Genomic DNA, 15176 nt, shown 5'->3' with positions numbered 1-15176 from the left:
ATTTTCATGCATGCTCCGACAGGCGTGGCACGAACGGAGGTTAAAGTCCTGGTCAACATATTCACTCCTCAGGCCCCGGTCAGGCTCTGCAACTGCAAGATGGGCAGCAGGATAGACAGGATGATGACGGCGACGATGCCGCCCATCGCGATGATGATGATCGGCTCCAGCATGGCCAGCGCAGCGGACGTGAAGCTGTCGAACTCCCGCTCCAGATAGTCCGCCGCCCGCTCCAGCATCGTGTCCAGCCGCCCCGCGCTCTCCCCGCTCGCCGCGAGATAGACCAGCAGCGGCGGAAACACGCCCGCCCGCCGCAATGCCGCCGACAGGCTCCCGCCGCCGCGAATGGCCTCGACGATCTGTTCCGAAGCCTGCCGCAGCACCCGATTATGCACCGTCTGCGTGGTCAGCGACAACCCCTCCATCAGCGGCAACCGGCTCGCGACCATGGTGGAGAGCGTTCGCGCCATCCGCGCCGCATGCAGGTCGCGGATCAGCCGCCCCAGCAGCGGCAGGCGCAACAGCGTCGCGTCGAAGCGATAGCGGAACCCCTCATGCCTGAGCGCCCGCCAGAAGGCAAAACCGCCCAGACCCATCAGGATCAGCAGCAGCCACCAATAGCCCGCCAGAAAGGCTGAAACGCCCATCACCATCCGCGTCAGCAGCGGCAATTCCTGGCCCACCGTATCGAACTGCTCCACCACTTTGGGCACGACGAAGATCATCAGCGCCGCCACCACGCACACAGCGAAAATCGCGAGCACGCTGGGATAGGCGATGGCGGTCAGCACCTTGGACCGGATCACCGCCTGCCGCTCCATCAGGTCGGACAGCCGTTCCATGATCGTGGGCAGGCTGCCGGAGCTTTCGCCCGCCGAAATCATCGCCCGATAGAGCGGCGGAAAGCTTTTCGGTTCCGCGGCCAGCGCATCGGCCAGCCGCCGCCCTTCCAGCACGCCCGCATGGACCTTTCCCACGATGGCGCGGACATGATCCTGCTCGCTCTGCCGCCCGATGGTGCGAAGCGCCTCTTCCAGCGGGCTGACCTGCACCAGCGTCGACAATTGCCGCGTGAACAGCGTCAGTTCCTTGGCGCTCAGGCGCGGCGTCCGCAGCGCCAGCCCCGCCCGTTTGCGCGCCGCTTCGACCGTGCCCGGCTCGATCCGCACGATGAACAGCTTGCGCGCGTCGAGCCGCGCCCGCGCATCCTCGACCGTTTCGGCCTTGACGCTGCCTTTGCGTTCCTTCCCCGCCGGATCGATCGCGATATAGTCATACTCAGCCATCGGAGATGGTTTCCGCCTCGATCGCGTCGCGCCGCGACACGCGGATGGCTTCCTCCGCCGTGGTCTGCCCGTCGCGCACCAGCGCCCGCGCCGCCGACCCCAGATTGGGCGCGTTCAGGAACGCATGGCGCGCGATCAGCGATTCATCGCCCCCATCGTTGATGAGGCGGCGGATGGTGTCATCGATGCGGATCGCCTCGAACACGCCGATCCGGCCCTTATAGCCTGTGCCGCTGCACTCATCGCAGCCCTTGGCGCGATAGATGATTGTTCCGGGATCGAAACCAAGCAGGGCGCTGGCCGACTTGTCCGCCTGCACCGGCTCGCGGCAATGCTGGCACAGCCGCCGCACCAGTCGCTGCGCGATGACCGCACGCAGGGTGGAGGCCAGCAGGAACGGCTCGACCCGCATGTCCCGCATCCGGGTAATCGCCCCCACCGCGTCATTGGTGTGGACGGTCGACAGGACGAGATGCCCCGTCAGCGAAGCCTGCACGGCGATCTCCGCCGTCTCCCGGTCGCGGATTTCGCCGACCATCACGACATCGGGATCCTGACGCAGGATGGCGCGCAAACCTGCCGCGAAAGTGAGGCCAACCTTGGCGTTAACCTGCGTCTGCCCCACGCCTTCGACGGCATATTCGACCGGATCTTCGACCGTCAGGATATTGCGCGTCCCATCGTTCAAATGCCGCAATCCCGCATAAAGCGTGGTCGTCTTGCCCGACCCTGTAGGACCGGTAACCAATATAATCCCGTTCGGTTCTTTAAGTCCCTCTTGGAATATCCGATCCGCCGCCCCCGTCATGCCCAGCAATTCCAGCGAAATCCCGGCATTTTCCTTGTCCAGGATACGCAAAACCACCCGCTCGCCCGCCCGGCTCGGCAGCGTCGAAACACGCACGTCCAGCAACTTCCCGCCCAGAGTCAACCCGATACGCCCATCCTGCGGCACACGCCGCTCCGCAATGTCGAGCCGCGCCATCACCTTGATACGGCTCACCACCACCGGCGCGACATGCGGCGGCATCCGCAAAGTCTCGCGCAGCACGCCATCCACCCGCATCCGCACGACGAGGCCCGTTTCATAAGGCTCGATATGAATGTCCGACACGCCCTGCCGCGCCGCTTCGGCGATGATGCCGTTGATAAGGCGGATCGCGGGCGCATCGTCGGCGCTGTCGAGCAGATCGTCCGCCGTCGGAATATCCGCCGCCAGCATGTCCAGCTCGTCCGCGCCCATGTCGATGGAACCGGCCATCGCCGCCGCGCTGCCCTCCATCGCATAATGATCGGACAGATGCCGGTCGAACTGCGCCGCGTCGACGAAGCGCACGTCGAAACTGCGCGCCAGATGCCGCCTCACTTCAAGGAGCATCCGGGGATCGCTCCCCTCCCTTACCGCGACCGCCAGCCTACCGTCGTCTTCCGGCAACAGCACCACGCCATGCCGCCGGGCAAATAGATAGGGTATGTCCAGCGCCCGCGCCGCGACATAAGGCGGGATCGGATCGGGATCGCCCTGATCGCTCATGGCCGTGCTTCGCTTGCCGGAATCTCTACCGGGCGCACGACACCGCTCGACTGACGGGTCATAGGCTCGATCACTTGCGGCGGCGGCGGGACGACCGCATCGCCCGGCCCTGCCGCCGCGCCCGGAGGCAGCGCGCCCATATAATCGCGCACCAGTTCGTCGATGCCTGGTTCCGCATCCGGATTACGTCGCATCTGCATGTCCCGGACATAGCCATAGCGTTGCTGCGTCAGGCGCTGGGCGTCTTCCTTGCTCCGCAATATGGTCGGGCGGATGAAGACCATGAGGTTGGTCTTGGTCCGGCTGCGGCTGCGCGACTTGAACAACTCGCCCAGCCCCGGAATGTCGGACAGCAGCGGAATCCGCTCAATGGTCTTGCGCTCATTGTCGTCCAGCAGGCCGCCCAGCGCCAATATCTCGCCATCGTCCACGGTGACGGTGGTTTCAATCTCGCGCTTGTTGATGATGAGGTCGCTGCTGTTGTTGCTGACCGGTCCGGCGACGCTCGACACCTCCTGTTTCAGGAACAGCTTGATCGCGCCGCCCGCGTTGATCTGGGGCTTCACTTCCAGCTTGATGCCGACATCTTGCCGCTGGACGGTGCGGAACTGATTGTCGAAATTCTGGCTCAACGCCTCGCCTGTGGTCACGGGCACCTGCTGGCCGACGAGGATCGACGCCTTCTGATTGTCCATCGTCATGACAGATGGCGTGGACAGGATGTTGCTGTCCGTATCCGACTTCACGGCGTTGACGATCGCGCCGAAGATGCCGTGATTGCCGAGTTGCGTCGCAATCCCGCCGAAACCGCCGGTCGCGTTCATCAGGCTGTCCACGGCCGCCTGCTGGAGCGTATTGGACAAATCGCCATTTTCGCGTGTCGTGGTTGTGGTGCGCGTTCCGTCCGGCGCTACGACAGTGGTGGTCGTCTCGCCCAGCCTGTCAGCGCCCACCGCCCCCGCCAATGTCAGGATATTGGGCGAAGCGTTGGAATAGTTGGTCGCGGCAAAGCCCGTCTTCGTGCTGCCGATCAGGAACTGCACGCCCAGCTTCTTCGCCGCCGCGTCGCTGATCTCGACGATGATGGCTTCCACCAGCACCTGTTCGCGGCGGGTGTCGATCTGGCGGATGGTTTCGCCCAACATGCGCTGGACGTCGCTGTTCGCCGCGACGATGATGGCGTTAGCCCCTTCATAGCGGGTGACGATCGAGGGGCCGCGCGTCGAAATGCCTGTGTTGCCGGTGCTCGCGGAAGATATTGCCGGAGCCGACGGCGCGGCCCCCGCCGGCGACGCCCCATTTGCCGCAGGCGCGGATGCGGTGACTGGCTCATTCGTCGATTGGCCGACAAGCTGCTGAAGCACCGGCAAGAGCTTTTCCGCATCGGCATGTTCCAGCCAATAGACGCGGATTTCCGTGCCGCTCGCCGCCTGCCGGTCCAGATCGCGCGCCATCTGCACGAGCCGGGAGACGGTTCCCGCATCCCCGCGTATGGCCACTGAATTGCTGCTGTCGATCGGAACCACCGTCGCGGCGGACGGAGTCCCGCCTTCACCGCCGCCTCCCGCCATCAATGCCTGAAGCGAGGTGGCGATTTCCCGCGCTCCGGCGTTTTTCAGCATCACCGTCTGTGTTGCGGCCGTATCGCGATCTATGCGCGCAATGACCTGCCGAATACGTGCGATATTATCGGCATAGTCAGCCACCACCACGCTGTTGCCTGCCCGGTTGGCGGTAACCGAGCCATCCCTGCTGACCAGCGGTCTGAGCGTTTCAAGAGCACTGGCGGCATCAATGGAATGAAGGCGAAAGACTTCCGTTACGAACTGGTTTCGATTGGCCGCCCGCCCCACCGCGCTTGGCTGCCCCGCAGCTCCATCGGCGGGCTGAATGCGATAGGCGCCGCCAGGCGCAGGCACCGCGACCAGGCCGTTTGCGCGTAGGGTGGACAGGAATATCTCAAAATATTCCGACCGTGACAGCGGCCGGTCGGTGACGACCGACACCTTCCCCTGAACGCGGTTGTCGATGATAAAGGTCCGCCCCGTCACGCGGGCTGCATCCTGAATAAAGGCCCGAATATCGGCGTCCCGCACATTCAGCGTCTGCTGTGCATAAACGGGCGCGGCGATGGGAACAGCCAGAGCAAGCGCGACTGCGGCAGATAAAAGGAAATTTTTTGTCATTGGCCTTGCAGCATAAGGTTGATGGTTGCGGTGGAAGCGCCGCGTTCAACGGTCAGGGAAATACGCGCGCCCGGAACGATTTTCGTCCGCAACGCTTGCAGGTCGCTCGCCGAGGTAATGCTTTGTCCGTCAATCTGTGTAACGACGTCGCCAGCTTGAAAGCCTGCATTTTCAAAACTCGGCCCTTTGGCGACGAGGATCAGACCAGTGATGCGGCCGTTCTCCGTTCTGGGAGTGATGCCGACATCCTGCTTAATGCTGTCCGCGGTCGGATTGTCTCGTCCCCGTTCCGGGTTCTTGTCCATCGGCGAAGCCGCCGCCTCTTGCGACGATTGAGACGCGGATTGGGACTGATCGAGAAACAGTTGTTCCTCCGTGCCGCCCCGATCAATGGTCACATGGTCGAATGCGACAGCTTTGAGCATGACGCCGGACGTGATTTCGTCTCCGACCGCAAAACTGTTTTGCACACCGTCCGGCCCGGCAATGATGGCCGACCCCAGACCCGTCCCCTCGTTCAATCTCACACCATATAGGGTCAGCGCCAGGGACGTCACAACACCAGTGCTTTCCTGTTGCGGCGCAGCAGGGAAAAACGGATCGAAGTTCGCAAAGAGAAACTGGCGGGCTGCTGGAGAAGGAAATTGGGATTGCGGACCAGGCCACGGACCAAAGCTACCCATGGGCGTGAAGACCACCCAGACCAATCGCGCCATTTGAATGGCCAGCAGCGCCAGAACCGTCTTTTCGATGATTGCCACACCGCCGATAGGGCGCAGGCGCCCTGTCCATCTTCGCGCCGCTTCGCCGATCGGCAAATGCATGATACCGCCCCCTTTTGGCCACCGACGCCTGCTAGGCAACGGCGATTACGCAATGATGACAGTTACATGTCGCATTTATGACAAGCGCAATAGCGAAGCTGTCAGCCTTGCATTTATAGCGTCGAGCGATAGCTAGCGGGCCGCCAAGAAAGTTTTACCAGTTCGGATTCGTCATGTCGGACCGCCAGAGCCCCCTATCTCCCGATGGCAATCCGGACTGGATTGCCAGACATCCCGGTGTCCAGCACGTCCCTAATCGTGAACTGACTTTGTTCATCGCTCGTCATTTCCTGTCGCCGGAGGAATGTGGCGGTCTCATGCAATTGATCGATGCCAAGCGGCGTCCATCGACAATTGCCGATGCCAATGGCGATCATTATTTTCGCACCAGCGAAACATGTGAACTCGACGCCGCCGAACCACTTGTCGCAAAAATCGACGCAAGGCTCGCGGCCTTTGCTGGGATCGATCCCGTCCATGGCGAACCGATGCAGGGGCAACGATATGCCGCTGGACAAGAATTCAAGGCGCATACGGATTATTTCGATCCTAAGGGCGCCGATTTCGATAAATATTGCGGAACGGCGGGCAATCGCACCTGGACCTTGATGATCTATCTCAACCAGCCAGAAGCTGGCGGCGCAACCCGCTTCATCAAGATCGGGAAGACGGTTCAACCGGAAACCGGCAAGCTGCTTGCGTGGAATAATCGGCTGGCGCCGGGAGCCTATAACCCTTCAAGCCTGCACCATGGCATGAAGGTACGTTCAGGGGTGAAGCACGTCATCACCAAATGGTATCGCGAACGTCCATGGATTCCGGCATAATCGATTGGGCCAAATTCGCGGAAGAATGGCAGAGCGCCTGGAACGCCCATGATCTGGAGCGGCTACTCGATCATTTCCACGAAGATATTGTCTTCACGTCGCCCGTGGCCGCAGGGCTGCTTCCGAAAACGGAAGGCTATATTCGCGGAAAGGAATCCTTTCGGGGATATTGGTCGAAAGGCCTGCAACATATTCCGGACCTGCATTTCACGGTAGAACGGATTTTTGCCGGCCTAAACATATTGGTCATCCAGTATCGGAATCAGAAGAATATCGTGGTTAGCGAAGTTCTGATCTTTTCAGATGGAAAAGTGCGCGAAGGCCATGGCACCTATCCACCCGACGAAACCAATCCCGCAGGCACGCGGCCATGATCACAGACTTGGTGACAGCATGAAACCTCGGAAGACAGATCTTCCGGGGTTTCATGCTTTTATCGAATCTTACTTTATCGATCCTTCATTTCAGCGTGAAGCGAACCGACGCCCTTTTGCAGCCGCCCACTGAAGAGGCGCCGCGTTGGGCGCGCCTTCACGCACGAAACATTGTCCCTTCCGCGCCTGAATCGAACGGCAAAGACTCATCGCATCGGCACGTTTGGCAAATCCCTTGATGGCCAGACGATGGAAGGTGATTCCATTAACCGTTGCCTGGCTCGTTATCACCGGAAATGCGGCCAGCACTTCGTTCGAACGCGACATGCCGATCCACTTTTCACGCGCAATCGCAGCGCTGTCATAAGCACCCAACTGCACCACCCAACTGCTCGCCCCGTTTTCGACGGGGCGAATGAACGCCGCTTTCTGCAGCGGCGGTGCATTAACCTTGCGCGGCAGCGGTTTCGAGATGGCGTTGCCGGACATGATATTTCGGTCCGGCATGACCGGAGTTGGAGAAAGAGCGACACGCACAGGGCTGGCATCGGCAGCTATAATCGGCACAGCGTCAGCGGTCTCGATTATTTGCTTCGGAGCGTCCTCTTCAACGGCTGCCATTTGCACGGAAACCGCATCAACTGGCACAGCCACTGGAGCGAGCGCCAGGGCTACAGGCTGCCCTGCATCGTCGCTGGCTACGCTCACGCCCATCAGAGACGCCACACGCATCGGCGCGAGTTCGGGGGCCGCAATCGTCGCCCATTGCGTAATCCGCTGATTGGCTGCGAGCGGATCGAGATCCATGCCAACAACCAATCGCGCATCCTTCCAGCGCCCCGCCAGAGCATAGGCGTAGGCAAGGTTCTGGCGGGTGCGCGCCGTCGCCGAAGGATCATGAATAGCCTCGGAAAGGATACGAACGCCCTCCGGCGCATTGCCTGCCATCGCCATCGCCAGACCATAATCGGCAGCCGGAACATTGTCCGCATTGGCCGCAAGCAATGTCTGCGCGGCGGCACTCCTGCCAAGTGCAATCCGTACGAGCGCCAGATTGACGATGGTCCGGCTTTCTTGATTTCCCAGCGCCATTGCATCGGAAAGCGCGGTTTCGGCGGAGACGAAACGCCCGCCCGCAACATAGGCCAGCCCCAACAACTGCCGATATGCCGCATTGTCCGGTTTTAACCGGACAGCTTCCTCGGCAGCGCGGATGGCGCGGACGGCATCATGTCCCGCCATCGCCTTTTCCGCGGCCAGAGCCTGTTTACTGGCATCGCCCTTCTGGCTGGCTGTCGTCATCGACGGACGAAATGCAGCCCCCGTACAACCCACCATCGTGACAGCCACGATCAGGGAGGACGCAGCCGCCTTGCCAAATGCAGAACGCTTCATAATCATTCCCACTTTTACTTGCGACCGTGCATCGGCGGCACTTGCTGCGCCAGCCGGTCTATTTCAGGCAAATCGCTGAGATATTTGTCGACAGCCTCGGTAACGATCTGCTGGGCTGATCGCCCGGCCACAGCGCAGGCAAGCCGCAACCTAAGATGTCTGCCGGCGTCGAGCCGCAGAGTGAACGCGGTTTTGCGAGCCGCCCCGGTACTGTGATTTCGTACCGCAAGTGTATCCGCCACGCGTTCGGCAAGTTCATGCCTTTCCACAACGACCGCTGGAACGGGCGCGCCCTTCGCAACGGCATTGCCCATGGGCGTAAGGCTGGCAATCGGCGTAGGCTCCAGCGAACATGGCAGGGCATCCATGGGCATGTCGTTGCCCATGTCGTTCCAGCCCAAATCGTCCTGCGCTACGGCCATACGACCAAGACCAAGCATGGGCCTACGCATGGCGGGCTGAGCCGCTCCCTTGCGTGCAAGAAGACCAGAGGTCAGGGACGCGATCGGCTTTGCTTCAGGCATGATGCGTTCCTTTCTTACTATCCGATAACACGGCGGCCAAAGCCGCCCCCGGCCGGTCGCGTGCTTCCCATTGTCCCGACGCTCCCATGCGGAACGGAAAAGACCGTGCGCCGGAAATTCTTTTCAAGGCGATCCGAAATATAGCTCCACAACTGAACGACTTCGCTCGCGGAGCGGCTTTTCGCGTCCACTTCCATGACTGTGCGGCCATCGATCATCGACGCCGCGAAATCGGTGCGATGATGAACCGTCACAGGCGCGCCGGTTCCATGTTGAGACAAAGCGATGGCTGCTTCTGACGTGATCCGCGCCTTGGGCGTCGCACCGTTGACGACGAAGATCAGCGGCTTTCCAGCTCTGTCGCACAGATCAACCGTGGCGCCTACGGCGCGCAGGTCATGCGGACTGGGGCGTGTGGGAACGACGATCAGTTCCGCCACCGAAATCACACTCTGAATCGCCATGGTGATGGCGGGAGGCGTGTCTATGACCGCCAGCTTAAAACCTTGCTGCCGCAGAATTTCGAGGTCTGCGGCGAGGCGCGCTACCGTAGTCTGAGCAAAGGCTGGAAATTCCGCCTCCCGCTCATTCCACCAGTCCGCGAGCGATCCTTGCGGATCAATGTCGATCAGAACGACCGGCCCATGTCCCGCTCGCTGCGCCTGCACGGCAAGATGTCCGGAAAGCGTCGTCTTTCCCGATCCGCCCTTCTGCGATGCCAGTGCCAAGATGCGCACGCGCTGCCCCCCAAGGAAATCCAATTCCGGTCGAGATTGTCATGGCAGCACCTAAAATTCAGTTAACCGACATCCCCCGCCATGGTCCGCAAGAGGGCGCGTCACTCCCGCGCACGATGCTAATAGCCTTTTAACCAATATCCGCGATAAAATGGCGTGAATGCCGTGGATTTGGAGCAGCCCTTTCATGAACAATTTTCGAGGCGCGCTTATCGCAATCGCAACGTTGAGTCTGAGCCAGCCGCTTCTGGCTGACGTAAAACTGGGCGTAGATGCGTGGCAACAGGGTGACTATGCAAAGGCCGTGGCGGAATGGCGCGCCCTTGCCGAGGGAGGCGACCCAGATGCCCAGTTCAACATGGGACAGGCCTATAAGCTGGGACGCGGTGTGTCATCAGATCTGGACGCGGCGATCCAGTGGTATCGAAAGGCAGCCGCGCAGGGTCATATGCGCGCCGAAGACAATCTAGGCCTCAGCTTGTTTCAAAAGGGCGATCGCGCCGCAGCCATGCCTTATCTGGAACGCGCGGCGTCCCGGGGGGATTCACGCGCACAATATATCTACGCGACGGCCCTGTTCAACGGCGATCTCGTTAAGAAGGATTGGGTCGGCGCCTATGCCTTGATGACGCGTGCTTCGGCGGCAGGACTGTCGCAAGCGAACACCAGCTTGCAACAGATGAACAAATATATCTCCGACGAACAGCGCGAACAGGCAAAAGCCCTCGCTGCAGGAATGCAGCAAGACAAGGGCGCCTTACTGGCTTCCGCGCCGACAAGGACGGAAAGCACCGGCCCCGCGACGCGACCGGCTCCCTCTCCCCTGCGGACTGCCGAAATTGCGCCGTCAACCACGCCCTCTCGCGCCGAAGCGCCCAAAACCAAAGCGCCGCCCCCTCCCAGACAGGCTGCGGCTCCTACAGCACTCCCTGCCCGCGCCGCTTCGGGCCCCTGGCGGGTCCAGCTGGGCGCATTCAGCGCGGACGCGCGTGCCCGCTCAATGTGGTCGCAACTCACAGGCAAGGTTCGCGGCCTTTCCGTCTATCAGCCCTATTATGTAGCGGCAGGCGGCATCACGCGGCTCCAGGCCGGTCCTCTGGGCAGTTCAGCAGATGCCGCGCAGCTTTGCGCGCGCATCAAATCTGCCGGCGCGGATTGCATAGCGAAAAAGATTTAAATCAGGGGATCATGCTGGACATGACCCCGCTCGAAAACATGTGAAGGCATCCTTTCCCAACACCGTTTCGGGCCTATGCCCCTGCTCCGACGAACGCAGGCAGACAAAGAGAAGGGCAAGCGCATCTGATCGACGCCTTCCCTTACCCATCTCACGCAGCGCCATGCGAAGTCCAGCGATCGGGCAATGAGAATTTGAGCCATGCCATGGAATCTGAGATAATAGCCCAAACGCCAAGGAGCTTGTCATGATTTCCGGGAATGATAGGGCAATATATGCTTTGGTAACGTCCGTTCTGGGAGAAGGGAACGGAAAACGGGTACTAAATTGCCTAGCCATTGAAGAAGCTCTCTTGAATGAGTGTGGCAATCAAGTTTCGCGCGCTGCGTTCGCCATGGCCATGAATGTTGCGCTTTTCCACGATTTGCTTGACCGTGTGCCAAGCGGCGCTGATTATGTCAGGGATGTCGCCGCACAGAACCGCCGCGTCACGTTCGATCACGGAGCGTTGCGGACCGTGCGGTTTGCCGAAGGACCGACCGGCGGTCTTCCAGCGGGGCAAGACGCCTTTGCAAGGATTTTCATCCCACTCGGCTATGAGATGGCCGCCATTTACCCGCTCGAGCGGCTTGGGATGACTGGCCGCGCCTATCGCCACATAGACGCTCCAGAGGCCATTCCCCAATTTTTCCTATCGGAACTGCATGTCGACCGTTTCGATCCGGCATTTGGCGAGGTGGCATGGCGTGTTTTCGGAACATCTCGCGACCCCCTGGATAACAAAGCCAAGGCTTTGCTGGATGATTATGCGGCAGGCCGTCCCGTCAATCTGGAAACGGCCACGGAAGTTCTGCCGACCATTCTCGCCGCGTTCGATCGACAACATGAACCGGCTGCTTTTGAAGACTATGAGGTGCTGCGATCCCGCTCGAACGAAGCCGCGTGGATCGCGACCGAAGGCAACGCCTTCAATCATGCAACCGATCGCGTGCCGGACGTGGCCGCTCTGGCCAGCCGTCTAAAATCGGAAAATCGCCCCATGAAGGAAAAGCTGGAAATCTCTGCCAGCGGCCGCGTGCGCCAGACCGCCTTTCGCGCGGACAGCGTCCAAAGACCCTTTGCCGATGGGGTATTCCGGACCGTGCCGGGTTCCTTCTACGAGTTCATCAGCCGCGATGTCGATCCGGCCGTTGGAGCGCTCGATCTCGCCTTCGACACGGGTAATGCCACCGGCATCTTCGCCATGACAAGCGCAGCCCCCTGACCGAAATTCTCCGATCTTCCGTGCTGCCATGTTGTCCTGCCCCATTCTCAGCTTCAAAGCCGGAAAGGTCGAAGCAGTCGTGGTTAACGGGTTGATCACCGGAACAGATTAAGGCAACGCTCCCTATCCATTATCGGGAGGCATGCGTTGAACGGTCCTGTTGCTTCATCCTGGGTCTTGACGCTTGCTTGCGTGGATCGCGTCGGGATTGTCGCCGCAGTGAGCCAGTTTCTGGCGGAGCGCGGCGGCTTCATTACCGACAGCCAGCAATATGCCGACCGGGAATCGGGGCGTTTCTTCATGCGCGTCGCCTTTGAAGCGACCAACAATCGCATGGACGGCGGCACGCAATGGCTGCGGGTGGAATTCGCGCCTATAGGCGATTATTTTGCTATGGATTGGCGGCTTACCGACGTTGATGAACGTCCACGCATTCTCATCGCCGTGTCCAAGGGGTCTCATTGCCTCGCCGACCTCCTGCATCGCTGGCAAACGAGCACATTGGCAGTCGATATTATGGGCGTCGTGTCCAATCATCCCGACATGCGCCGCATCACGGAATGGCATGGCATCTCCTATCATGAATTGCCTGCCAATGGCGATAAGCCCACTCAGGAAGCGGCCCTGTTCGATATTTTCGAACGCACCTGCTCTGATTACCTGATTCTGGCGCGCTACATGCAGGTTCTATCGGAAGAACTGGTCGCAAAGCTGGTGGGTCGATGCGTCAACATCCATCACAGCTTTCTTCCGGGCTTTAAGGGCGCGCGTCCTTATCATCGAGCGCATGAACGCGGTGTCAAACTGATCGGCGCAACCGCTCATTTCGTGACGGCGGATCTGGACGAGGGACCGATCATCGAACAGGCAGTCGAGCGGATCGATCATCGCGCAACGGCGGAAGACATGGTCCGCATAGGACGCGACATAGAAACACAGGTATTGGCAAGGGCAGTTCGGTGGATCGCAGATCGCCGCGTGCTGCTGAACGGCAGGAAAACCGTTATATTCCGTTGAGGAAAAATCGCTCTGAAAATTAACGTACGTTTTTACGGGAGAGAGCGACAAAATACCAGAACGCCTGGACGAACATCCTCCAGCCCGTCCTCCATCGGGACGGGATTAGAAGACCGCTGTGTAGATGAACCAGCCCACGATAAGCAGGCTCGTAACTATGCACACCCGATCGCCAAACACGTCAATTCGCGACATCTCGACATCCTTCCAGTCAGGCGCTCTCATTTCTGACGCCTTATTCCCAGACTACAGCAGTTTTCCTCGGGAAGGAATAGCAAAGATACGATGAAATGCACGAAATTGACGACGAGCGGTGGGCGCAAACCATTGAAGCAGCGCAACGCCATTCCTTGCCTCAATCTGGAACAACCATCCCCAAATAATTCAGCTGGTTAAGGAAGCCAAACCCCGATGCCGAATAAAGGATTGGGTAGCTTCATCCGCCCCTCTATAGGCTTCCTGGAATTCAGCGCTCCAATATTTCAGATCCTCAAGATCGATGCGCGCGCCGGAAACAGCGCATAAAACGAACTGTCCCGGACGCACCACTTCGAAATGCGGCGTATCATAGTGCAGCACCGCAAGTCCTTGAATATCCGCCATCAGTCGCCCGTAAGAATCCGATCGACCAATTGCTTCACCGTCGGAACGAAGCCGTTGGAATAGAAAGGGTCTTTCTTGAAATTATAGGCCCCATGGCCCGCGAACAGCAGATTGGCATCCAGCGATCCGCCATGCACAGCTTCCTGCAAGGATTTCTGAATGCAGAAACTGCGGGGATCGGCGAGGCGCCCGGTCGAATTAGTTTCGCTGTCCATCCAACTCGAAAAAGCACATTGGCTAAGACAACCCATGCAATCGGTCTGATCCTTGCGGATTTCGGCCCTTTCCTCTTCCGTCACGAAGACAAGCGTGTTGTCCGGCGTCTTCAGCGCAGATAAAAACCCCTGCCCCACCCATTCGCGAGCACGCAGAAGGTCGTTGCGGGTTACCCAGAAATTCTTGCCCTTCACCCCCGCGTCGAGTTGATGCGTGTGATCGCCCGCTTGCTCGGTGCTGAAAGGAATCTGCCGTTCCGATCGGGCCTCCAGATTGCGGAGGAAGGGATTTCGAATGGCCGAGCTGTAAAAGCCGGTGGGCGAGAAACGGTGAAGCAGCACGTCACCCGATTCCAATTGCATCAGCCTTTCTTTCCACGGCTGCGGGATGGGACTTTCCTGAGTCAGGAGCGGCCGGGTGCCGAACTGGAAGGCGATGGCGCCCAATTCAGGATTGTCGATCCAATCGTTCCAGTCCCGCAAATACCAGACGCCGCCTGCCATCACGATCGGCACATCATCGGAAATGCCGCCCTCACGCATGGTTTCCCGCAGCGCCTTCACGCGGGGATAAGGATCTTGCGGCTCCCGCGGATCTTCCGCGTTTGAAAGCCCGTTATGGCCGCCTGCCAACCACGGATCTTCATAAACCACGGCGGCGAGCCATTCGGACGCCTTGGAATAGGCACGCTTCCACAAAGCACGAAAAGCGCGGGCAGAACTGACGATAGGCAGATAATTCACGCCATAGGATGCCGCGATTTCGCTCAGCTTGTAAGGCATGCCCGCTCCGCAGGTAACGCCCGACACCATACCCTTGGTCTTTTCGAGTACGCCGTGCAGAACGCGCTGCGCGCCACCCATTTCCCAAAGGACGTTGATGTTAATCGCGCCCTTGCCGCCCGCGATTTCAAAGGCGCGCTTCACCTGTTCCACCGCGCCGTCTATGGCATAGGCGATCAATTCCTCATGCCGGTCGCGACGGGTGCGGCCATGATAGATTTGCGGGATGACATTGCCCATGCTGTCGTAACTGTCGGCGTTCACCGCGGACACGGTACCGATTCCCCCTGCCGCAGCCCATGCGCCGGAGCTGGCGTGGTTGGAAACCGCCACGCCTTTTCCGCCTTCGACCAGCGGCCAAACCTCACGACCACCATAGACGATGGGTTTCAAACCCTTGAACAAAGACATCTCCCGCACAACAGCAAGT

At 59.9% G+C, this 15176-nt stretch carries 14 protein-coding genes; 5 read left to right on the top strand and 9 right to left on the bottom strand.

Features of this window, described 5'->3' with window-relative positions:
- Window positions 1–68: 68 nt before the first annotated feature.
- From gspF to LDB26_RS06765, 4 genes are read right to left on the bottom strand one after another with little or no spacing between them, the layout of a single operon-like run.
- Window positions 69–1286, bottom strand: coding sequence for a type II secretion system inner membrane protein GspF (gene gspF / locus LDB26_RS06780; protein ID WP_257541285.1), 1218 nt, complete (start codon window positions 1284–1286; stop codon window positions 69–71).
- Window positions 1279–2820: a type II secretion system ATPase GspE gene (gene gspE, locus LDB26_RS06775; protein ID WP_257541283.1), complete on the bottom strand. Its 1542-nt coding sequence runs from the start codon at window positions 2818–2820 to the stop codon at window positions 1279–1281. The genes gspF and gspE overlap by 8 nt, the downstream gene beginning before the upstream one ends.
- Window positions 2817–5006, bottom strand: a complete 2190-nt coding sequence (gene gspD, locus LDB26_RS06770; protein ID WP_257541281.1) for a type II secretion system secretin GspD — start codon at window positions 5004–5006, stop codon at window positions 2817–2819. Before gspD ends, gspE begins: the two co-directional genes overlap by 4 nt.
- Window positions 5003–5830: a type II secretion system protein N gene (locus LDB26_RS06765; protein ID WP_257541279.1), complete on the bottom strand. Its 828-nt coding sequence runs from the start codon at window positions 5828–5830 to the stop codon at window positions 5003–5005. Before LDB26_RS06765 ends, gspD begins: the two co-directional genes overlap by 4 nt.
- Window positions 5831–6003: 173 nt before the next feature.
- Here LDB26_RS06765 and LDB26_RS06760 point away from each other — a divergent pair, with 173 nt between their 5' ends.
- Entirely contained in the window at window positions 6004–6657 is a 654-nt protein-coding gene (locus LDB26_RS06760; RefSeq protein WP_257541277.1) for a 2OG-Fe(II) oxygenase, read from the top strand.
- On the top strand, window positions 6642–7031 hold the full coding sequence (locus LDB26_RS06755; protein ID WP_257541275.1) for a nuclear transport factor 2 family protein: 390 nt from the start codon (window positions 6642–6644) through the stop codon (window positions 7029–7031). Before LDB26_RS06760 ends, LDB26_RS06755 begins: the two co-directional genes overlap by 16 nt.
- Window positions 7032–7121: 90 nt before the next feature.
- On the opposite strand, the gene LDB26_RS06750 is transcribed toward LDB26_RS06755, so the two are convergent.
- Genes LDB26_RS06750 through LDB26_RS06740 form a run of 3 tightly spaced genes read right to left on the bottom strand, consistent with a single transcriptional unit; the run spans window position 7122 to window position 9687 of the window.
- Window positions 7122–8426 (bottom strand): SPOR domain-containing protein, encoded by a 1305-nt coding sequence (locus LDB26_RS06750; RefSeq protein WP_257541273.1) that lies wholly within the window; start codon window positions 8424–8426, stop codon window positions 7122–7124.
- Window positions 8427–8440: 14 nt separating this feature from the next.
- Window positions 8441–8950, bottom strand: coding sequence for a hypothetical protein (locus LDB26_RS06745; protein WP_062065180.1), 510 nt, complete (start codon window positions 8948–8950; stop codon window positions 8441–8443).
- Window positions 8951–8967: 17 nt separating this feature from the next.
- Window positions 8968–9687 carry a ParA family protein gene (locus LDB26_RS06740; protein ID WP_257541271.1) on the bottom strand — a complete coding sequence of 240 codons (720 nt, stop codon included), beginning with the start codon at window positions 9685–9687 and terminating at the stop codon, window positions 8968–8970.
- A 187-nt stretch (window positions 9688–9874) separates the two neighbouring features.
- Between LDB26_RS06740 and LDB26_RS06735 the strand changes: the two genes are divergently transcribed.
- The 3 genes from LDB26_RS06735 to purU all read left to right on the top strand — a co-directional run bounded on the left by LDB26_RS06735 (window position 9875) and on the right by purU (window position 13145).
- A complete protein-coding gene (locus tag LDB26_RS06735) occupies window positions 9875–10864 on the top strand; it encodes an SPOR domain-containing protein (protein ID WP_257541269.1) in 990 nt (329 codons plus the stop codon).
- A 247-nt stretch (window positions 10865–11111) separates the two neighbouring features.
- The gene (locus LDB26_RS06730) at window positions 11112–12128 is read left to right on the top strand and encodes a 2-oxoadipate dioxygenase/decarboxylase family protein (protein ID WP_257541266.1); all 1017 of its coding nucleotides are present in this window, start codon (window positions 11112–11114) and stop codon (window positions 12126–12128) included.
- Between the two features lie 147 nt (window positions 12129–12275).
- Complete coding sequence (gene purU / locus LDB26_RS06725) at window positions 12276–13145, top strand: formyltetrahydrofolate deformylase (RefSeq protein ID WP_257541264.1); 870 nt, start codon at window positions 12276–12278, stop codon at window positions 13143–13145.
- A 384-nt stretch (window positions 13146–13529) separates the two neighbouring features.
- On the opposite strand, the gene LDB26_RS06720 is transcribed toward purU, so the two are convergent.
- Both LDB26_RS06720 and LDB26_RS06715 read right to left on the bottom strand, forming a co-directional pair.
- Entirely contained in the window at window positions 13530–13748 is a 219-nt protein-coding gene (locus LDB26_RS06720) for a DUF2093 domain-containing protein (RefSeq protein WP_062065169.1), read from the bottom strand.
- Window positions 13748–15151, bottom strand: a complete 1404-nt coding sequence (locus LDB26_RS06715; protein ID WP_062068762.1) for a nitronate monooxygenase family protein — start codon at window positions 15149–15151, stop codon at window positions 13748–13750. Before LDB26_RS06715 ends, LDB26_RS06720 begins: the two co-directional genes overlap by 1 nt.
- Between the last annotated feature and the right edge of the window lie 25 nt (window positions 15152–15176).

Source organism: Sphingobium sp. CFD-1 (assembly GCF_024611115.1).
GTDB classification, from domain to species: Bacteria; Pseudomonadota; Alphaproteobacteria; order Sphingomonadales; family Sphingomonadaceae; genus Sphingobium; species Sphingobium baderi_A.
This window is presented reverse-complemented; position numbering and strand designations above follow the sequence as displayed.